Genomic DNA, 20,097 nt, shown 5'->3' on the forward strand with positions numbered 1-20,097 from the left:
CGCCGGGATCAATCCGGGCGATCTCGTCACACCCAGCCGAGCAACTCCCGCCGCACGACCTTTTCCAGCACGTTCATGCCGTCTTCGCTGTCGTTGAGACAGGGAATGTGGGTGAATTTGTCGCCGCCGTTGTGATGGAAGGATTCGGCCGCCTGTTCCGCGATCTCTTCCAACGTCTCAAGGCAGTCGGAGACGAAGCCGGGATTGAGCACCGCGATACGCTTGGTGCCGTTCCTGGCAAGCTCTTCCACCGTCTTGTCCGTATAGGGCTGCAGCCATTCCTCAGGGCCGAAACGCGATTGGAAGGTGACCATGAACTGATCTTCGGAAAGACCCAGTTTCTCGCGCAGCAGGCGGCCGGTCTTCTGACAGAAGCAGTAATAGGGATCGCCCAGCTTGAAATAGGACATCGGGATGCCGTGGAAGGAGGCGATGATCTTTTCCGGCTGCCAGTCCAGCGTCGAGAGGTGACGGGTGACGGAATTGGCGAGCGCCTCGATATAGGTCTCGTCGTCGTGATATTGCGGGACGGTGCGGATGGCAGGCTGCCAGCGCATCTTTTGGAGCTTCTCGAAGGCTTTGTCGTTGACCGTTGCCGTCGTTGCCGCCGCATATTGCGGATAGAGCGGAAAGAGCACGATGCGCTCGCAGCCATCGTCCTTTAGCGCCTGGATGCGATCGGCGATCGAGGGCTGGCCGTAACGCATGGCCCAGTCGACCTTGACGTTGGGCAGGTCGCGCAGCCGCTCGGCCATTAGGTCGGATTGGTTGCGCGTATAGGTGCGCAGATAGCTCTCGTTCTTATCCTTGTTCCAGATCGTCTCATAGGCCTTGCCGACCTTTTGCGGTCGGGTGTTAAGCACGATGCCGAACAGGATCGGATACCATTTCCAACGCGACCACTCGATGACGCGGCGGTCTGTCAGGAATTCGCGGAGGTAGCGGCGCATCGAGGAGTAGTCGGTGTCGTCGGGCGTTCCGAGATTGATGAGCAGCACGCCGACCTTGCCGTATTTCACGCTAGGGTGATCGGGCGGAAGCGTGGTCAGGGCTGCTGTCATCGATTGAATTCCTCTCAAGATATGAAGCACTTCACATAAGAACAAAAGCCGGTCCGGGAAAGCCCGGACCGGCTGGAGCAAGCGAGACAAATCGTCTTACTTGGCCGGAATCTTCAACTTTTCGCCAACCACCAGATGATGCGGCTTGATATTGCGATTGGCGGCTACGAGTTTGTGCCATTGTTTGGCATTGCCGTAATAAGTCTTGGCAAGATCCCAGAACGTGTCGCCGGCGACGACGATGTGGGTTGTCGGCGTCTTTGGCGGCTCGTTGACCTTGGCCTCCGGCGTTGCTGTTGCCGGAGCCGTGGTCGCGGGTGAAGACGCAGCCGGCGTTTCAGCCACTGGAGCTGAGGTGGCGGGTGTCGAGGCTGCCGGATCCGATTTTGCCGGGGCAGACGGCGTAGCCGTCGGGTTTGCCGGCATGGTGGTGCTTGGCGTTGTCACCGTGGGAGGCGAGGAGGCCGGAGGGGTTGTCGTGGACGACGCGCCACCGCTATCTCCAGCGGCCGCCGCCGGCTTCTGCTCCGGCGCTGTCTGCGTGGTATCGGCGGGCTTTGCGGGTTCCGGCTGTGCAGCCGGCGCTGCCGCGGCTATCTGGGTTATGCGGCCGTCCGTGTAAGGCTTGTACGGATTGTGTGCGCCAAGATAATCGGCGACCACCGATTCCAGATTGGGGCCGAAATCGTAGGCGTTCTTGCCGTCCTTTGCGAAGACGGCGTAGCCGTCGCCGCCGGCGCGCATGTAGTTGTTGCTGACGACGCCGTAGGTCTTTTCGGGATCGATCGGCTTGAACTCGGTGCCTTCCTGCACGTCGACGGAGACAAGACGGCTGCCCGGCGGCTTCGATTTATCGAAGCTGTATTTGAGGCCGGCGACCTGCGGGAAGCGGCCCGCCCCGTCATCGATCTGGCTAAGGCCGTTTTCGAGTGCCGCCTTCACGTCGGCTCCGGTCAGCTGGAAGGTTGCAACCGTGTTCTGGAAGGGCAGCACGGTCAGCACGTCGCCCATGCTGACATCGCCTGCGGCGATCGAGGCACGCAGGCCGCCGCCGTTCTGGATGGCGATGGAAATGCCCTGCGTCCTGGTGCGGTCAAGCATCGCATCGGCGACAAGATTGCCCATCGAGCATTCCCGAACGCGGCAGACTTCACGCGCGCCTTCGATCGGCCCCTGCGAATTACCGATGACCTTCTTGCGCAGTTCCTCGATCGGCTTTGCCATCTCCTGCACGCGTGACAGGATCGTCGGATCCGGCTTAATGGAGGAATCGAGCAGGATCGGATCGCCTTTGGCGTCCTTGACGGCGCCATTGTCATCGAAGGTGACGACAATGTCGCCGAGATATTTGCTGTAGGATGCGGCCTGTACAACAGGTACCTTATAGCCGGCCGGATTGTCGACCATGGTCGGATAGGGGCCGGCTGCCTTCGGATCGGTATTCGACAGGAGCGTATGCGAGTGGCCGCCGACAACGACGCTGACGCCGGCGATCTTGGCGATCTTCTCGACATCGCGGGGATAGCCGACATGGGTGAGCGCAATGATCTTGTTGACCCCCTGCGATTTTAGCGCGTCGACTTCGGCGCTGATTGCGGCGGCATCGTCGGTGATCTTCACATGCGGGCCGGGGGAGGCGAGTTCAGGCGTCTCGGTGGTCACCGCACCGACGATCCCGATCTTCTGGCCGCCGATATCGAGCACGATCGACTTCTTGATGCGGTTGCCGAGCTTCGATTGGTCGTCGACCACCAGATTGGCCGTTACAACGGGGAACTGCGCCTTGTCGAGGAAGGCGGCCAACGGGCCTTCACCATCGTCGAATTCGTGATTGCCGACCGTCATGGCGTCGATCTTCATGTCGTTGAGAAACTCGACTTCGGCCGCACCCTTGTAGGTGGTGTAGAACAGGGAGCCCTGGAAATTGTCGCCGGCATCAAGGACGACTACGTTCTGGCCGGCAAGGGCGGCACGCCGCTGGTCGATGGCGGCTTTCAGCCGTGCCGCACCGCCGAAGCACTCGTTCTTGGCTTCTTCGGCTGCAGAGCAGGTGGCGTCGAATTTGTTGATCGATTCGACGCGCGAATGGAAATCGTTGAAGTGCAGGATGTTGAGCTGATAGTCCGCGAAGGCGGCGCTGGTACTCAGCGCCAGCAGCGTGGCGGCCAAAAGACCCACTCCGAAGGGCTGCTTCATCTGTCTCTCCTGTTGGTCATTGCAATCCGGCCCGCCAATGCCCCAAGGCGGTCCCCCACAGCGATGTTTTCATCCCGGCGGAGCGAGCGCAAGCAAAAGCTGTTGGCGTTATTAGGATTTTTACAAAGCGGCGAAATGCGCTGCCGGATCAGGCGCATGCCTCGACGGAGGCGAGTCCATAGGACTCCCGCAATGCCGCAGCGGCATTCCAGCCGACAGAGCAGAAGACGAGCACACAGCAGAGGGCGGTGACAAGATGAAGGCGTCGATTCCGCTTTCGGTAGAGCAGAATAGCGCTGGCGCCGTAAATGAGCAAAGCAGGTACGGCGAAAAGGAGGACGCTCGCCGGGCCATCGCAATCAAGGGCGTCGATGCCCTGGGATTGATAGCTATTTGCAGGGAGGACCGCCGCCAGAATGGCGACGGGCAATGCTGCGATCAGTACCAGATGGAGGATCAGCATTCCGCGCATGATGCCTTATCCGTCCATCGGGCCTTTATCAGCCCTGGCGATTGAGCGAGAAGTGCCCGCCGGTTTCGGAGGTGCAGTTGAGCTGGCTGGGATTGGCCAGGAAGCAATTGACCTTCGACGAGGTGCGCTTGATGTTCGAATAGAGGTTGATCTGGATCATGCCCGACGGATCGGTCGTGTAGGTTCCAGAGGCCATCTGCTGGTTCGTGCCATCCGTCGTGTGCGTTTCGAACCGGCCGCCGTTAAAGGTCGAATTCAGGCCATTGGAATCGGCCCAGCTGCCTTCCACGGAATTCGTGCGCGGCTGGCCGCCGCCCGGATTCATCGCCATCGGCGGCGGTCTGGAGCCACCAAAATCCACGCAGGCAGATAAAGCTGCCGCAGCAGCGAGGAGGGCAAGAACGGTTCTCATCTTCATAAATATCTCCCGCAAATAGAGGCGGTCTAAAGGCGTATCGGTTGCAAGGAAGATGGCGCGGCCATCGAGCTAAAGCAAGACGTCCCAGGCGATCTGCTTGATTTATCTGGCTTGCGTAACAAAAATGCCCGCACGACCTGTGCGGGCATTCGCTCTTGCATCAAGCTGACACTATACTCTTAGCGAACCAGAATGTTCCGGAACTGCCAGGGGTCCTTGGTGTCGATGTCTTCCGGGAAGAGGCCCGGGCGACCATCGAGCGGGGTCCAGTCGGTATAGTGACCTTCGACCGGACCGAGATAGGGCAGCTGCACTTCGAGGCAGCGCTTGTAGTCGATCTCGTCGGCTTCGACGATGCCGGCCTTCGGATTCTCCAGCGCCCAGACCATGCCGGCGAGAACGGCCGAGGTCACCTGCAGACCGGTGGCGTTCTGATAGGGGGCGATGCGGCGGGTCTCTTCGAGAGACAGGCGCGAGCCGTACCAGTAGGCGTTCTTGGCATGGCCGTAGAGCAGCACGCCGAGTTCGTCGATGCCGTCTTCCAGCTCGTCCTCGTCGAGAACGTGATGAACCGGCTGCGGCGTGCCGCCATTGCCGAACATTTCGTGCAGCGAAAGCACGGCGTCGTTGGCCGGATGATAGGCGTAGTGGCAGGTCGGGCGGAAGGTGACCTCGCCGTCCTTGTCGCGCACGGTGAAATAGTCGGCGATCGAGATCGACTCGTTATGGGTCACCAGGAAGCCGTATTGCGGGCCAGGGGTCGGGCACCAGGTGCGCACACGGGTGTTGGCGCCCGGCTGCTCCAGATAGATGGCGGCCTTGCAGCCCTTCTTGTGCTTCTTGGCGTTCTTCGGCATCCAGTTTTCATGAGTGCCCCAGCCGAGTTCTGCCGGCTGCATACCTTCGGAGATGAAGCCTTCGACCGACCAGGTGTTCCAGAAGACGTTGAGCGGCTTCGGATGCTTGGTGCGCTGCGTGTCGCGCTCGGCGATGTGAACGCCCTTGACACCGATCTTCTTCATCAGCTTGGCCCAGCCTTCGCGATCGTGCTGATCCGGCTCTTCGAACTTCAGGCCGATATCCTTGGCGAGGTTGACGAGCGCCTGCTTGACGAACCAGGAAACCATGCCCGGATTGGCGCCGCAGGTGGAAACAGCCGTGGTGCCGCCCGGGTTCTTTTCCTTCTCCTTGCGCATGGTTTCGCGCAGTGCATAGTTGGTGCGGTCTGCGTTCTTCAGGCCCTTGTCGAAGTAGAAGCCGAGCCAGGGCTCGACGACGGTGTCGATATAGAGCACGTCGAGCTTGCGGCACAGCTTGACCAGATCGAGCGAGCCGGTGTCGACCGAGAGGTTGACGCAGAAGCCCTGGCCGCCGCCTTCCGTGAGAAGCGGCTTCAGGAGATCCTTGTAATTGTCCTTGGTGACATGGGCCTGGATATGGCGGACGCCATGCTTTTCCAGGATCGCCAGGTGCTCGGCATCCATCTGCGGGTCGATGACGACCATCCGGCTCTTGTCGAATTTGAAATGGCGCTCGATCAGGGGCAGGGTGCCACGGCCAATAGAGCCAAAGCCGATCATTACGATCGGACCGGTAATTTCGGCATATACCGGATAGTTTTGTTTCGTCATTCTTTTCTCCTTCGAAAGGCAGGGCGCCGTTCGGTTCACGAAATTCAATCAGAGTTGCGCAAAAACGCGAGGTGAGCGGCTCTAATCATAATTTGATGTCACAATAAAGAGCTGTTGAGGGTTAGCCGGGCAAAGTCAAGTCGAGGCCAACATACACGCCATATGCGACGAGTTTGTTGCCCTCAAGGTTGGTTTTCGCTGACATAAACGGAATGCTGCGGAAGGCAAGCACCTTCCGCCGCTTAGGCTTTCAGGCCTTCCAATCCGTCGACGACGGTGGTGAGGGCGATTTCCTGGACTTCATAAGCGGCGACGCCCTGGATCGTGAAGGGGTCTGCGGCGACATAGGCCTCCAGTTCCGCTCGCTCGCCGCGGGCGAAGATGACGCCGCCTGTGCGCGGCACCTTGCGGCCGGAAGCGAGGAACCAGCCCCTAGCATAGCCTTCCTTCACCCAGGCCATGTGCGGCTCCATGTGCTTATCGGCTTCGTCATTGCCCTTGAGATAGGTAAGCGACAGAATGAACATTCAATCAATTCCATAGGAGTTGCGCGCGGATCAGGCCGCGCAGGGAGTTTCCGACATAAAGGGGGCGATCTTTCAGGTCCTCGAGGCGGATGCGGCCGACACGGGCCTTGCGCTGGCAGATGAGTTCGGTGCGCAGGACGCCTGCAAGTAGACCGGATGATATGGGAGGAGTGCGGAGCAGGTCCGCGCTATCCTCGAGGAAGACAGAGGTGATCGTCCCCTCGCAAACCTCATCCTTCTCATTGAGCAGCAGCACTTCGTCTGCCTCGTCTGGCCGATATTCCGCGCGGGCTGCTTCATAGATGCCTCGTCGCGTGGTTTTGAAACGCAGCAGCTTATCGGAGGAATCGAGCCGGGTCGCAGCGACGCGCAAGCGCCAGACGGTATCAGGCAAAAGCGGGACGAAGGGAGCCGTCGTCAGTTCCATTTGCCCTTTGCGATCCAGAGTGAGGCGAACTCTCAAGGGTGCGGCGGCACCGGCGACCGCGTGCTCCAGCTTGCCAAGCACGTTCTGCGGCGCGGAAAAGCCGAGGCGGCGGACGGATCGTTGCAGGCGGGCGAGATGCAGGCGCAGGCGAACGAAGCCGGTTTCCGGCTCGTAGCGCAGCGTCTCGATCAGGGAAAAGTCCTCTACTGGTCGATCCATCGGTCCCCCACGGCGAAGCGCGCCTTAAGGAGGCATTCTTCATATTCCGCTTCCGCCGTCGAATCGAAGACGATGCCTCCGCCGACATTGAACACCGCGCGACCGTCTTCGAAAAGCGTGATCGTGCGGATCGCCACGGAAAAACGCATGGCGCCGCCAGGCGAGATCATGCCGATCGCGCCGCAATAGGCGTCGCGCGGGCCGCCTTCCAATTCATGCAGGATTTCCATCGCCCGCATTTTCGGCGCACCGGTGATCGAGCCGCAGGGAAAGAGTGCGGCAAGGATATCGCGGATCGATATGCCTGGCAGCAGCTTGGCCTGCACATGGCTGACCATCTGGTGCAGGGTCGGGTAGGTCTCGATCTCGAAGAGTTTCGGCACATCCAGCGTGCCGACCTCAGTGATGCGGGAGATATCGTTGCGAAGCAAGTCGACGATCATGCGGTTTTCGGCCTGCGTCTTCTCGTCGGCGAGCATGGCGGCGATGATGCGGTCGTCCTCGGCAGCACTTGCGCCGCGCCTGGCCGTGCCCTTCATCGGATGCGTCTCGATCCAACCGTGCTCGTCCGTGCAGAAGAAAAGCTCCGGTGAACGAGAGAGGATGATCGGGCCGCCGAGATCGACCAACGCGCCGTATTTCACCGGCTGCCGTTCGATCAGAGACCAGAAGGCGGCGCGGGGATCGCCGTTCCATCGCGCATGGATCGGCATGGTCAGGTTTGCCTGATAGCAGTCGCCAAGGCGCAGATGCTGGTGCAGCCTATCGAAGCGTGCATTATATGTATCGAAATTCCAGGCCGCTTTAGGCTCTGTCAAGAATTCCTGGTTTTCCACGCGCTGGGCCGGCTGGCAGAGCGGATGGTCGGCCGCAGCGGGGCTGTCGAAAACGCCGAAGCAGAGCAGAGGTGTTTCCCTGTTCTCTTCGGCGAAAGATGCGAGCTTTTCCTCGAAAAGATGGCCGGCCTCATAGGCCATGTAGCCGGCAAGCCATTGTCCTTGCCGCTTGGCTTTTTCCATCCGATCGAGGGCATCGAAAAATTGCGCACGCGTATGGGCGACAATGATCTCGGCCGGCTCGGCGAAGATCATCATCTGTCCTGTGCTGTCGTCCCTGAAAAGGACGTAGGGTACGGCATCGGCCATGCGCGGATTTCGATCCAGTCTTGATTCAATGATCCCCAGGCATGATTGCATATGCCGTTACGCATGGCCCCTCACCCTAGCCCTCTCCCCGCCCGCGGGGAGAGGGGACTGTTTCTGCGTCCACCGCATCATTCTCTGCAAACAACGGTGCAGCAGTTGCGATCGCTCCCTCTCCCCGCATAGGCGGGGAGAGGGTTGGGGTGAGGGGCCATGCGCGAAGCTGCGGCAATGGCGAAGGTGCCTGACCTGCTTCTCCTCAAAGCAGGACCGAGATCTCAGTTCTTATCTAACGCTTCCAGCTCGTCGATCAGCCCTTCGATCATCGACAGGCCCTTGCTCCAGAACGACGGATCGGTCGCGTCGAGGCCGAAAGGCTTCAAAAGTTCGGAATGGTGTTTGGTGCCGCCGGCCTTCAGGAGCTCGAAATATTTCTCCTGGAAGCCTTTTTCTGCGCTTTGGTAGACGGCATAGAGCGAGTTCACCAGGCAATCGCCGAAGGCATAGGCATAGACGTAGAAGGGCGAGTGGATGAAATGGGGGATATAGGCCCAGTAGGTCTCGTAGCCTTCGGAAATCTTGATCGCCGGGCCTAAGCTCTCTTCCTGCACAGAGAGCCACAGCTCGCCGATGGTGTCCGATGTCAGCTCGCCATTCTTGCGGGCGGTATGCACCTTGCGCTCGAATTCATAGAAGGCGATCTGGCGCACGACCGTATTGATCATGTCCTCGACCTTCTGCGCGAGCATCGCCTTGCGTTCGCGCTTGTCGGTGGTCTTGTCGAGGAGCGCGCGGAAGGTCAGCATCTCGCCGAAAACGGAGGCTGTCTCCGCTAGAGTCAAAGGCGTCTGGCACATCAGTGCGCCCTGGCCTCCGGCCAGCACCTGATGCACGCCGTGGCCGAGCTCATGCGCCAGCGTCATCACATCGCGCGGCTTGCCCATATAATTGACCAGCACGTAAGGATGAGCCGACGGTACAGTCGGATGGGCGAAGGCGCCCGGCGCCTTGCCGGGGCGCACCGGCGCATCGATCCATTCCTCGTCAAAGAAGCGCTTGGCGATATCAGCCATTTCGGGGGCGAAATTACCATAAGCCGATAGAACCGTATCCTTCGCATCGGCCCAGGGGATCAGCGCGTTGGGCGTTTCCGGCAGCGGCGCATTGCGGTCCCAGAAGTTCATCTGGTCCATGCCGAGCCACTTGGCCTTCATCTTGTAATAGCGATGCGAAAGCCGCGGATAGGCCTCTCGCACGGCGGCCGCCAGCGCATCCACTACCTCGCGCTCGACGCGGTTGGCGAGATGCCTGCTGTCGGCAATATCCTCGAAGCCCCGCCAGCGGTCGGCGATTTCCTTGTCCTTGGCGAGCGTATTGGTAATCAGCGTAAAGGTGCGCAGGTTCGCCTTGAAGGTTTCGGCAAGCGCCATGGCGGCCTTGCGGCGCACTTCCGGGTCCTGCTCCTGCAGCATGTTCAAGGCGACTTCCAGCGGCTGCTTCTCGCCGTCGATCTCGAAGCGCAGCTCAGCCATCGTCTCGTCGAACAAGCGGTTGAATGCGGCGGCGCTCGTCATGGATTTTTCCAGGAACAGCTGCTCCAGCCTGTCGTCGAGCTGATGCGGCTTGTCCTTGCGCAGGTCGACGATCCAGGGACGATAATGGCCGGCGGCGGGATCGTTCGCCATGCAGGCGTCCATCACCGTATCGTCGATGCGGTTCAGCTCCAGCGGGAAGAACAAAAGATGAGAGGAATAGTCCGTGAGCTTTGCCTGGACGTCGCCATAGAGCTTGCCGTTGTTCGGATCGATGGTATTGGAGAAGTAGGTGAGCCCGGCGAACGAGCCGAGACGGCCCATGATATCGTCAAGCGCTTCATACTCCTTGATGGCTGCGCCGATGCCGGCATCGCCTGTCTTGGCGGCGGCATCAGTAAGCTTCCCCTTCCACTTTTCCTCGAAGGCAATGGCCATCTTGCCGGCCTTTTCCAGATCTCCGACGAACTCGGGGGACGTGGAGGAAGGATAGAGATCGCTTAGCTTCCAGGCTGGCAGGTCTCCAAGTGCCTGGCCGGCTGCCGGGCTTGCCGAGAATTTAATGGCCGAGAAATTAATGAGGGGGTGGAGCGAGGTGGGGCTCATGGGCGAAATTTCCTCTGCTTTTATTTTTCGGATCGTCCGATCCGTATGGTGTCTATTCGGCTGGAAAGCCCGCTGCAAGGCCTGATTTTCCTGCACCGAAGGTTGAATCATAAGCGCTTTTACATTCGTCATAATGATTAAAATGCGATGCTTTGGCAAAACTTCATGTTCAAGCCTTTCTGCGATCTTCGCCTCAGGTTTCGCATGAAGTGAGGCACCAATGACCGTTTACAATAGCGCCAAGGGGGGCGCGCAGATTCTCGTTGTTGAGGATGATCCGATTCAACGCCGTCTGCTGAAGAATGCCATCGAGCGGCACGGACACGTTGCCCATTTGGCAGAAAATGGCCGTCTCGGCCTTGAGTTCCTGAAGCGTGGCAACGATCAGATCAACGTGATCGTGCTCGATCTCATGATGCCGGAAATGAACGGCATCGAGTTCCTGGGCGCGCTGAACGATATGGGCATCGACCTGCCCGTCATCGTGCAGACGGGGCAGGGCGGCATCGATACCGTGGTGCAGGCAATGCGCGCCGGCGCCTTCGATTTCGTCGTCAAGCCGGTATCGCCGGAGCGTATCGCGGCATCGATCGCCAATGCTTTGAAGCTCGACCAGCGCGAGGCGAAGGCCCGCGCCGGGCGCAAGTCGCGCTCGAGCAGCATCACCTTCGACGACATCGTCTCGGCAAGCCCGGCGATGATGCGGGTGATCGATCTCGCCCATCGCGCGGCGCAATCGAACATTCCAGTCGTGCTGGAAGGCGAATCCGGTGTTGGCAAGGAACTGGTGGCCCGTGCCATCCAGGCCGCCAGCGACCGCGCCGGCAAGCCGTTCGTGACCGTCAACTGTGGTGCGATCCCGCACAATCTCGTCGAAAGCATCCTGTTCGGACATGAGAAGGGTGCGTTCACGGGTGCAACCGAGCGCCATGTCGGCAAATTCATGGAAGCCGATGGCGGCACCTTGTTCCTCGACGAAATCGGCGACCTGCCGCTGGAAGTCCAGGTCAAGCTTTTGCGTGCCGTGCAGCAGGGCGAAATCGAGACCGTCGGCGCGCGCGTCGCGCAGAAGGTCAATGTCCGGCTGATTTCGGCGACCAACAAGGATCTGATCGAAGAGGTCAAGGCTGGGCGCTTCCGCGAGGATCTCTATTATCGCTTGAACGTCTTTCCGATCACCATGCCGGCACTGCGTCGCCGCAAGGAAGACATCCCGCATCTTGCACGCGCTTTTGCCGACCGGTTTGCGCTGGAGCAGAAGCTCGATCATCCGATCGGGATCAGCAACGACGCGCTTGCACTGCTGACCGCCTATGACTGGCCGGGCAATATCCGCCAGCTCGAAAACGCTGTTTTCCGCGCGGTCGTCCTGTCCGAGGGACCAGAGCTGCTCGACACGGATTTTCCGCAGATCGCCGCACAGCTGCCCGGCTATTTCGCTGCCGAACATCCAACCTTGGTTGTGGATAATTCGCATGCCTCTTCGGCCGAGCTTCTGGCGGCTGAACGAAGCGAACGGATCCCTTACGGGGTTTCGCACGGGTCGGCTGCAACCACTCCGCTTGCCTCAGCCGATGCGTCGGCCGGTGCTTCCGACAATGTCATCGTCAGCACAAATACCTCGGGAGATGTCAGGAAACTGGCTGATGTCGAGGAAGAATTGATCCGATTTGCCCTCAAATTCTATCGTGGGCAGATGAGTCAAGTCGCGAGAAAGCTCGGCATCGGCCGCTCAACTCTCTACCGAAAGTTGAAAGATTACGGCATAGACCCGGATGACCCGCAAAAAAACGCGGCATGAAGTAAAGCTTAACGTTTAGGCAAGCATATTTTGTTACCCGTCGTAAAGCACTTGTTAGTGCATCGTTCACCATGTATGAAGGGGGCGACCATGTGTGGCATTTTTGCCATCGTGTCACCGCAATTGACAGCCATTTGGAACACGATGCGACATTGTCTGTCGGACGGGGATCGAATTGCCGAATTTGAGTGCAAATACCAAGCCTAATAGCTTGAGCTGGCATTCTGCGTGCTCTAACCTATTTAGCAAGGTGGCCAAGGTTGTAGCCGTTGGCCTCCTTGCTTTGTCCGTTTCTACCCCTGTTTTCGTCGGCACTCCCTCTCAGGCAGGCGGCGAAACCCGCAGCCTCAAGATTTACTACGTCCATACCGGCGAGAAGGCCGTCATCACCTACAAGCGCAATGGCAAGTTCGATCCGGACGGCCTGGAGAAGCTGAATCGCATCCTGCGCGACTGGCGCAAGAATCAGCCGACCAAGATGAACCCGCGCCTGTTCGACCTGATCTGGGAAGTCTACCGCGAAAGCGGTTCACACGAATTCATCTATGTGATCTGCGGTTTCCGTTCGCCGGGCACCAACGAGATGCTGCGCACGCGCTCCGCCCATACCGGCGTTGCCAAGAAGAGCCAGCACATGCTCGGCAACGCGATGGATTTCTATATTCCTGACGTCAAGCTCACCAAGCTGCGCGAAATCGGCATGAAGCTGCAGGTGGGCGGCGTCGGCTACTATCCGACCTCCGGCTCGCCCTTCGTGCATATGGATGTCGGCGGCGTGCGCGCATGGCCGCGCATGGATCGCCAGGATCTCGTCCGCCTCTTCCCGGATGGCAAGACGATGCATATTCCGGCGGACGGCCGGCCGTTGCCGGGCTACCAGCAGGCAGTCGCCGATTACAAGCGCCGTATGTCGTCCGACGATATCCAGATCGCCAGCTCCTCTTCGCCGCGTCGCGGCTTCTTTGCCCGCCTGTTCGGTGGTGGCGGTGCCGATGAGGAAGAGGATAATGCAGATAGCGGAACGACGGCGGCACCGGTGGCTGTCGCCTCAGCTGCCCGCAAGGGCCAGCCGGCTCCGGCTGCCAGTGATGATGGTGACGAGGGCGCCGCTCCGGCTCCGGCCCAGGTTCAAGTTGCCAGCGTAAACGCGCCCGTTCCGCAGGTTCGCCCGGCATTCGGCAATCAGCCTGCCGGCAGCGACGTGGCTTCCGCTCTCGTCTCACCGTCGCGTAACGCGGCGCAGGATGCTCTTGCCGCCGCCATGCCGGATACGGGCGACCAGCCGCAATATGCCGACCTTCGCTCCTATCATGTGCCCGTGCCGTCCCTGCTTGACCGTCGTTCACCCGGGGATGCCGAAGTGGCATCGGCCGAGGCTGACATGAAAGGCCAACTGGCTGCCGTTCCGGTGCCGGCGCAGCGTCCGGAATTGGCCGAAAGCCTGCTGGCATCAGCCGATGCCGATCAGGAGGCCGCCGACGACCAAGCTGACGCAAGTGCACTTTCGCCTTCGGTCATTGCGGCTCTCGAGCAAAGCCGTCCTGATCGATCGGACGCCAACAATGCGGTTGCAGTGATGCAGCCGTCGAACAACGTCGCGTCCAAGGATCAACTGGCGCCCGCCGGCAACGGCATGGCTGCCGGTAACGATGCGGCGCAGGCAATTGCCGCCGTCCTGCCGCAGCAGAGACCGGCACAGCAAATGCCGATGCAGGTGGCCGCGCTTGCACCGGTCCGCAACGAGGTGAAGGCCAGCAGCCGTCGCTTCAACGACGGGTTCGAGCCGACTACGCCACAGGAACGTCCGATTGCCGCCGGTATCGCGACCAAGGGCGGCCGGCCGAACAAGCAGGACGCCGTGGTGGCCGATTCGGGCCGCGCAACGGTGACGACTGCGCCGACGCTGACGGAGAAGATGATCTCGCAATGGGCGATCGCAAAGGCCCGGGTTGAGATTGTAAACCGCCCGGTCAAGGCGCCGCGCTTCGTGAGCCCGACGCTCCGTGCCCAGCCGACTGCCGTTTACACGGATGGTTTCAAGGTACAGACGGCTTCGATCGATCCCGAACGCTTCAGCGGAAGTGCAGTGAATTTCCTTCAGGTGAAGAAGTTCAATTCGGTCGAATAGGCTGCATCCACTTCAGCGTGATTTCAAGGAGCCCGTTTGGGCTCCTTTCTGATTCGGCAGGGTGCTATCCATTTATGATCGCGATCGGGTTTGCGTGGCCTGCTGGCGGCATGCAAATCTGAGCTGAGCCCGGTTTTCAGGCACTGCTGTTGCTCGTAGGTGACATTGCGACGGCTTTCAGGTTCGTGTCAGGATTTATGCATCCTCCCCCGATCCGCCATTCAGTTTGGCTTCATTTGGCTCCGTTAGGTCGGCGATTTCAGACCTGATGGATATTCATATTTGACCCGCAAGACGGCAATCATCATCGGCAATGGCAAGCTGCAGCGTGACCTCTCTGAGGTCGTGGACAATGCAGAATTTGCGATGCGTTTCAACGAGCCGAAGGCTTCGATCGGCATGAGCGGTTCACGCACCGATATTCTGATGCTTGCAGCTTCCAGCAAGCCTATGCAGCGCCGTTTGACGGACCCGGCCTTCCTGACCAGCGCGACGTTCACGGCAGCCAAGGAGGTCGTGCTTGCCTACCATCCCGATATCATCCGCAAGTATCACCCCAAGCCCAATCTGCTCTCACGCCTGAAGGGCCGAAGAAGCGATTGGACGATGCGGACGATCGAATTGGTCGGTGCTGCCGGCAAGGAAATCCGCATCATGCCGCCGCAGTTTTACATCGAGGGCTGCGAGGAACTCGGTGTGAGCCAATGCCGGATGCATCAGCTCTTTCCGAGCACCGGCTTCTTCGGCATCCGATATGTGCTGTCACGATTGCCTGCAGACGAGTGGGAGGTGAAGCTGTGCGGTTTCAGCTGGGAAGGGTGGAAACGCCATGCCTGGCTGGATGAACGCCGCTGGGTTGAAGACAAGATGGCGAGCGGTCGCATCAGCATGCTCGTCTAGCTTCCTTCAGTTGTTCAGATCCGTTGAAAACAACCATTTTCAGTTTCGCCTCAGGTTTGCCTAAGCTCGCTTTCATTCAGGGTTGCTAGAGCCTCGCGAAATATGACCCCGAGGTATCCCTTCATGCAAGCCCACGAATTCAACCCGTCTTCGGCGATGCCGCTCGAAAGATCTCATACGGGATTCGAGTTCGCTCCAGCGTCCAATTCGGTCGGTACTGTTCTGGACACGCCCGGCCAACCTGTCATTCGTGGCTTCATCATCCATCTGGATCGCGCCCGTGACCGCATGCCGCAGGTCGAAAGGCTTGCTGCAAAGCTTCCGGTGCAAAGCGAGATCGTCGAGGCAGTCGATGGCCGCACTCTGAGTGCCGTCGAGATCGACAGTGTCTATCGTCCGCGGTTGCAGAAGCCTTATTATCCGTTTGCCATGAGCACGGGCGAAATCGCCTGCTTTCTGTCGCATCGCAAGGCTTGGGCTGCCATTGTCGAGCAGGGCATCGATGCTGGTCTTGTCTTTGAGGACGATGTCGAGATCGACGACGCGTTCCACGCAGCCTTTGCTGCTGCCAAGGCCTGCCTGAAGCCAGGTTCTTTCATTCGCTTCCCGTTTCGCATGAGCAAGGAGCATGGCAGATCTGTTCTTTCCCAAGGGGAGACCGATGTCATTCAACCGACGAGGATAGGTCTCGGCATGGTGGCCCAGCTCGTCAGCCGAGATGCCGCCATCCGCCTGCTGGAAGCGACCTCCGTCTTCGACCGGCCCGTCGATACCACCGTGCAGATGAGCTGGTTTACGCGCGTATCGCCGCTCTCGGTCCTGCCTGGCGGCGTGCGTGAAATTTCCCCTCAGCTCGGCGGCAGTACGATCAAGAGTCGCAAGACACTGGCAGAGAGGCTCTCCAGAGAGGTGTTGCGGCCGCTCTATCGCGCCAAGATCGCGCTTCGCTCGCGCCGCATCATCTGAGACGATCCATCGTGGCTGTTCCAATCCTCGCATATCATCAGATTGCGGTGCCGCCGTCGCGCAAGGCGCCGTTCAGAAGCATGGTCGTCCATCCCGAAGCCTTCCGCCGTCAGATGGAATGGCTGAAAAAGCTTGGAATTCAGGGTGTGTCGCTGCGTGAGGCAATGCCTTACATCCGCGGCGAGAAGGCCGGCAAAGTCGCTGCCATCACCTTCGATGACAGTTATGCCAATGTGCATGAGAATGCCTTGCCCGTGCTGCAGGAGTTTGGCTTCACTGCCACGAATTTCGTTGTGGCGAACCAGATCGGCGGCAGCAATGTCTGGGATGTCCCCCTTGGCGTGGCTCAGGCGCCCTGCATGTCGGTCGAACAGCTGAAGCATTGGCACAGCCTCGGGCATGAGGTGGGATCGCATACGCTCGATCACGTTCGCCTGCCGCAATTGCCGATGGAAGAGGCGCGCCGTCAGATCACCCATTCGCGCGAGCTGCTCGAGGATTTGCTCGACGAAGGCGTTTCGTCCTTCTGCTTTCCCTATGGCGACGAAACGCCGCTCGATCGCGTGCTTGCCTATGAAGCCGGTTACAGCGCCGCCACGACGACACGCCGCGGTCGGGCGCGGCCGGGCGACGATCCGTTCGGCCTGCCGCGCGCGACCATCCGGCGCAACGACAGCTGGCTGCATTTCGTCAAGAAGTGCGTCGTCGGATAGTCAGCCCTGTAACTAGGATGCCGCCGTAAAGCTGTAGTTGCCCTTGGTCCTGTGGCCGCCGGCGGAAGGGCCTGCCATTTGATGGTCTATTTGTCAGGTGCGAGCTTATCGCTCACGGGCATGGCCAGCGTTTTTTCGCTATCGGTCGGTGTGGCCGCGGCTACAGCTATGGCTGCTTTTTCGGCGCAGGATCGGCAATCGGACGGCCATTACCGTCGCTGAGTGTGACAGCTCCGCCGACATGGTTCTGTGTTGTCGCCGCCGGCGGCATGAGGGTCCAGGTGAAATAGGCGATGAGTCCGCAGACGCCGAGCAGGAAGACACTGAGGATCGCGGGGATAGACCACTCCTTCGTGAACATCGGTGTTTCCGAATGCGATTTGAAAGAGGCGCGACGTGTGGCCGCCGTCTTATTGAGCTGTGTTGGCACAAGCGCCTCCAATACTGCGCGTCGCGGTCGAGAGTGTTGTTCCGAAGGTCCGTTTCCGCACGATCTTCCTCACTATCTGTCTGGATGAAGCACGTACGACATTCGCGGTTTCAGCTCAATGCGGCAATTTGGTATCCCGTCGTCGCGCCCGTTTACAGGCCGCGCCGAGGTCGGCTACACATGATCGACAGGGTTCGCGCCGGCGGATTGGCGAGCCTCATATCACCAAGTCGCGCGGCTGGTTTGTTCTCCAGCGCTTGCGCGAAGAGGAATTGGAATGCCCATCGAATCCTGGAGAGGCGGCGAGATTGACGTTGCCGTGATTGGTGCCGGAGCGGCAGGAGTAAGTGCTGCCCGACAGCTGCAATTGCTTCGGCCGGATCTCTCGATCGTCTTGCTCGAGGCTTCCGATCGCGTCGGCGGCCGCGCCCGCTCGATCCACCCATTCGGCACCGATGCCGCCGCGCTCGATCTCGGCTGCGGCTGGCTGCATGGCGCGCGCACCAATGCCTGGACTGATATTGCCGAGGAAATGGGCCTGACCGTCGATCGCACGCCTGCGCCCTGGAGCGACGGCGGCCATCGGTTAGAACAGAACGATCCCGATGCCAAGGCTGCGGCTGCCGCCGTCAACGCCTTCTTCGAGCGGGTCTATGAGTATGAGGGAGATGCAGACGCCGATCTCTCGGCCATGTTGTTGCCTGATGATCCGTGGAATGAAAGGATTTACGCCGTCGGCGCCTTCATGACCGGAGGAGAGCTCGACAAGTCCTCGGTGATCGATCTTGGCCGCTACGATCCCGGCCCTGGTCCTGACTGGCGCGTGCGGCAGGGCTACGGCACTTTGGTTGCGACCTACGGCTTGCCGGTGCCGACCGTTCTCGGCGCCGAGGTCAGCCGCATCGACCATAGCGGCGCTGGCCATGTCGTGCTTTCCACGAGCAAGGGCGAGCTGCGGGCGAGGGCCGTCGTCGTCACTGTTTCCACCAATGTGCTTGCGGCTGGACGTATCGCCTTCTGGCCGCCTCTGCCGGAGAAGATCGAAGCAGCTTCCCGCCTGCCGCTCGGTCTGGCAAACAAACTCTTTCTTCGCACAGCCGAACCTCGGATGTTTCCGGAGGATGCGCATGTGATGGGATCGCAGCATAGCCGCCGAACGGGGGCCTATCAGCTGAAGCCATTCGGTGCTCCGGTCATCGAGGCCTATTTCGCCGCCGACCTTGCGCTCGATCTGGAGAGGCATGGCATCGATGCGATGTTTGATTTTTCGGTGGAACAGTTGAAGCGCGTCTTCGGCGCCGATGTCGGCAAGACGCTGTCGCCGATGGCGGCGTCGGCCTGGGCGGGAGAGTCCTTCTTTGGCGGCTCCTATTCCTATGCGACACCCGGTGCGTCCGACCTGCGCAGCGTCCTCGCGGCTCCCCATAACGGACGTTTGTTCTTCGCCGGAGAAGCCTGTTCGAAGACGCGTTATTCGACCGCGCACGGTGCCTATGAAACCGGCGTTGTCGCTGCTGAAGCCGTTGCGGAAGCGCTCTGATGGAAAGCCGATGAAACCGATAGCCAGCTTGCAAGCGAGAAATAGCGATTCGCCTCATAATTTTATGCAAATCGCTCTTAAACTTGCGTGAGAACAGGCGTAAACGCAATCAAATACCACCCGATTTGATTTACACCATCCTTCGGGAGATGGGCGGCGAAAGCCGCGACACAAGAAGCATTGGAGGAGCCATGAGCACCGGCGAAAAATTAACCTTCGACATCCAGAAAAACCCTAATCCCGCGACGGCGAGCGAGCGGGAAGCGCTGCTGCAGAACCCGGGCTTCGGCCGCATCTTCACCGACCACATGGTGACGATCCGCTATTCGCAGGATCGCGGCTGGCACAGCGCCAAGATCGAGCCGCGCAAGGCGCTTCCTCTCGATCCCGCGACCGTGGTGCTTCACTATGCGCAGGAAATCTTCGAAGGCATGAAGGCTTATCATCTGCCGGACGGCGGTGCGGCCCTTTTCCGCCCGAGCGCCAATGCGCGCCGTTTCCAGAATTCGGCGGAGCGGTTGGCGATGCCGCGCTTGCCGGAAGAGCTCTTCGTCGAGTCCGTCCGCGAGCTGGTCAAGATCGATCGCGAATGGATCCCGACCGCCGAAGGGGCGTCGCTCTATCTCCGGCCGTTCCTGATCGGTACGGAAGTCGCCCTCGGCACAAAGCCATCGGCGGAATACATCTACTGCGTCATTGCTTCCCCGGTCGCCTCCTTCTTTAAGGGCGGCGGGTCGGCCGTCACGCTCTGGGTCTCCGAGAATTTCACCCGCGCCGCTCCGGGCGGCACCGGTGCTGCCAAGTGTGGCGGCAATTATGCCGCAAGCCTCTCAGCGCTTGCCGAAGGCCAGCGTGAAGGCTGCGATCAGGTGGTCTTCCTCGATGCCGTCGAAAAGCGTTGGATCGAGGAGCTTGGCGGCATGAACGTCTTCTTCGTCTTCGACGACGAATCGCTGCAGACACCGCCGCTCACCGGCACGATTCTGCCGGGTATCACTCGCGATTCGCTGATCAAGCTCGGGCGCGACATGGGCCTGACGGTGCGCGAGGAACCCTATTCGATCGAGCAGTGGCAGGCGGATGCCGAGAGCGGGCGCCTGCGCGAATCCTTCGCCTGCGGCACGGCGGCCGTCGTGACGCCGATCGGCAAGGTGAAGGGCCGCAAGCACAGCTTCACCATCGGCGACGGCAATGCCGGCGCTACGACGCAGCGCCTGAAGGCAGCCCTGACCGACATCCAGTTCGGCCGCGCGCCGGACAAGAACGAATGGCTGGACCGCCTGTTCTAAGCGAACCATGAACCCATACCCGGCGGGAAAGGTATATGTGCTCTCCCGCCGGCTCTGACACAAGAAATCGCATAGTCACCCGAACTATCGGAGTTGTTG

General features: G+C 60.1%; 16 protein-coding genes and 2 pseudogenes. 8 read left to right on the plus strand and 10 right to left on the minus strand.

Annotation, left to right across the window (positions count from 1 at the left end):
- Window positions 1–26: 26 nt before the first annotated feature.
- The 9 genes from hemH to JJQ51_RS17990 form a co-directional block, all read right to left on the minus strand.
- Window positions 27–1,061 carry a ferrochelatase gene (hemH, locus tag JJQ51_RS17950; RefSeq protein ID WP_269245028.1) on the minus strand — a complete coding sequence of 345 codons (1,035 nt, stop codon included), beginning with the start codon at window positions 1,059–1,061 and terminating at the stop codon, window positions 27–29.
- Window positions 1,062–1,157: 96 nt separating this feature from the next.
- Window positions 1,158–3,257, minus strand: coding sequence for a 5'-nucleotidase C-terminal domain-containing protein (locus JJQ51_RS17955; protein ID WP_269245029.1), 2,100 nt, complete (start codon window positions 3,255–3,257; stop codon window positions 1,158–1,160).
- 148 nt (window positions 3,258–3,405) lie between these two features.
- A complete protein-coding gene (locus JJQ51_RS17960) occupies window positions 3,406–3,729 on the minus strand; it encodes a hypothetical protein (protein WP_269245030.1) in 324 nt (107 codons plus the stop codon).
- 28 nt (window positions 3,730–3,757) lie between these two features.
- Window positions 3,758–4,147 (minus strand): hypothetical protein, encoded by a 390-nt coding sequence (locus tag JJQ51_RS17965; protein ID WP_113355044.1) that lies wholly within the window; start codon window positions 4,145–4,147, stop codon window positions 3,758–3,760.
- A gap of 179 nt (window positions 4,148–4,326) precedes the next feature.
- Complete coding sequence (locus tag JJQ51_RS17970; RefSeq protein ID WP_113395267.1) at window positions 4,327–5,778, minus strand: homospermidine synthase; 1,452 nt, start codon at window positions 5,776–5,778, stop codon at window positions 4,327–4,329.
- A gap of 242 nt (window positions 5,779–6,020) precedes the next feature.
- The gene (locus tag JJQ51_RS17975) at window positions 6,021–6,305 is read right to left on the minus strand and encodes a YciI family protein (RefSeq protein WP_269245031.1); all 285 of its coding nucleotides are present in this window, start codon (window positions 6,303–6,305) and stop codon (window positions 6,021–6,023) included.
- A gap of 4 nt (window positions 6,306–6,309) precedes the next feature.
- Complete coding sequence (locus tag JJQ51_RS17980; protein WP_269245032.1) at window positions 6,310–6,951, minus strand: aminotransferase class IV family protein; 642 nt, start codon at window positions 6,949–6,951, stop codon at window positions 6,310–6,312.
- Window positions 6,936–8,096: an aminodeoxychorismate synthase component I gene (locus tag JJQ51_RS17985; RefSeq protein WP_269245033.1), complete on the minus strand. Its 1,161-nt coding sequence runs from the start codon at window positions 8,094–8,096 to the stop codon at window positions 6,936–6,938. The genes JJQ51_RS17980 and JJQ51_RS17985 overlap by 16 nt, the downstream gene beginning before the upstream one ends.
- Window positions 8,097–8,371: 275 nt before the next feature.
- Window positions 8,372–10,231 (minus strand): M3 family oligoendopeptidase, encoded by a 1,860-nt coding sequence (locus tag JJQ51_RS17990; protein ID WP_113355062.1) that lies wholly within the window; start codon window positions 10,229–10,231, stop codon window positions 8,372–8,374.
- A 220-nt stretch (window positions 10,232–10,451) separates the two neighbouring features.
- Between JJQ51_RS17990 and JJQ51_RS17995 the strand changes: the two are divergent.
- The 6 genes and pseudogenes from JJQ51_RS17995 to JJQ51_RS18015 form a co-directional block, all read left to right on the plus strand.
- A pseudogene (locus JJQ51_RS17995) lies at window positions 10,452–11,703 on the plus strand (sigma-54-dependent transcriptional regulator); the annotation flags it as partial.
- 116 nt (window positions 11,704–11,819) lie between these two features.
- Window positions 11,820–12,032 (plus strand): annotated as a pseudogene (locus JJQ51_RS32935) (helix-turn-helix domain-containing protein); the annotation flags it as partial.
- A 175-nt stretch (window positions 12,033–12,207) separates the two neighbouring features.
- The gene (locus JJQ51_RS18000; protein WP_113330403.1) at window positions 12,208–14,160 is read left to right on the plus strand and encodes a DUF882 domain-containing protein; all 1,953 of its coding nucleotides are present in this window, start codon (window positions 12,208–12,210) and stop codon (window positions 14,158–14,160) included.
- A gap of 282 nt (window positions 14,161–14,442) precedes the next feature.
- Complete coding sequence (locus tag JJQ51_RS18005) at window positions 14,443–15,060, plus strand: hypothetical protein (protein WP_113330402.1); 618 nt, start codon at window positions 14,443–14,445, stop codon at window positions 15,058–15,060.
- A gap of 123 nt (window positions 15,061–15,183) precedes the next feature.
- Window positions 15,184–16,026, plus strand: coding sequence for a glycosyltransferase family 25 protein (locus JJQ51_RS18010; RefSeq protein ID WP_269245034.1), 843 nt, complete (start codon window positions 15,184–15,186; stop codon window positions 16,024–16,026).
- Between the two features lie 11 nt (window positions 16,027–16,037).
- Entirely contained in the window at window positions 16,038–16,739 is a 702-nt protein-coding gene (locus JJQ51_RS18015) for a polysaccharide deacetylase family protein (protein ID WP_113355068.1), read from the plus strand.
- 166 nt (window positions 16,740–16,905) lie between these two features.
- Here JJQ51_RS18015 and JJQ51_RS18020 read toward each other — a convergent pair whose 3' ends face one another.
- Entirely contained in the window at window positions 16,906–17,100 is a 195-nt protein-coding gene (locus JJQ51_RS18020; RefSeq protein WP_113355070.1) for a hypothetical protein, read from the minus strand.
- Between the two features lie 346 nt (window positions 17,101–17,446).
- Between JJQ51_RS18020 and JJQ51_RS18025 the strand changes: the two genes are divergently transcribed.
- Entirely contained in the window at window positions 17,447–18,709 is a 1,263-nt protein-coding gene (locus tag JJQ51_RS18025) for a flavin monoamine oxidase family protein (protein ID WP_269245035.1), read from the plus strand.
- A gap of 191 nt (window positions 18,710–18,900) precedes the next feature.
- Window positions 18,901–19,998 (plus strand): branched-chain amino acid aminotransferase, encoded by a 1,098-nt coding sequence (locus JJQ51_RS18030; protein ID WP_269245036.1) that lies wholly within the window; start codon window positions 18,901–18,903, stop codon window positions 19,996–19,998.
- The last annotated feature ends 99 nt before the right edge of the window (window positions 19,999–20,097 follow it).

Source organism: Rhizobium sp. AG207R (assembly GCF_027109195.1).
GTDB classification, from domain to species: Bacteria; Pseudomonadota; Alphaproteobacteria; order Rhizobiales; family Rhizobiaceae; genus Rhizobium; species Rhizobium dioscoreae.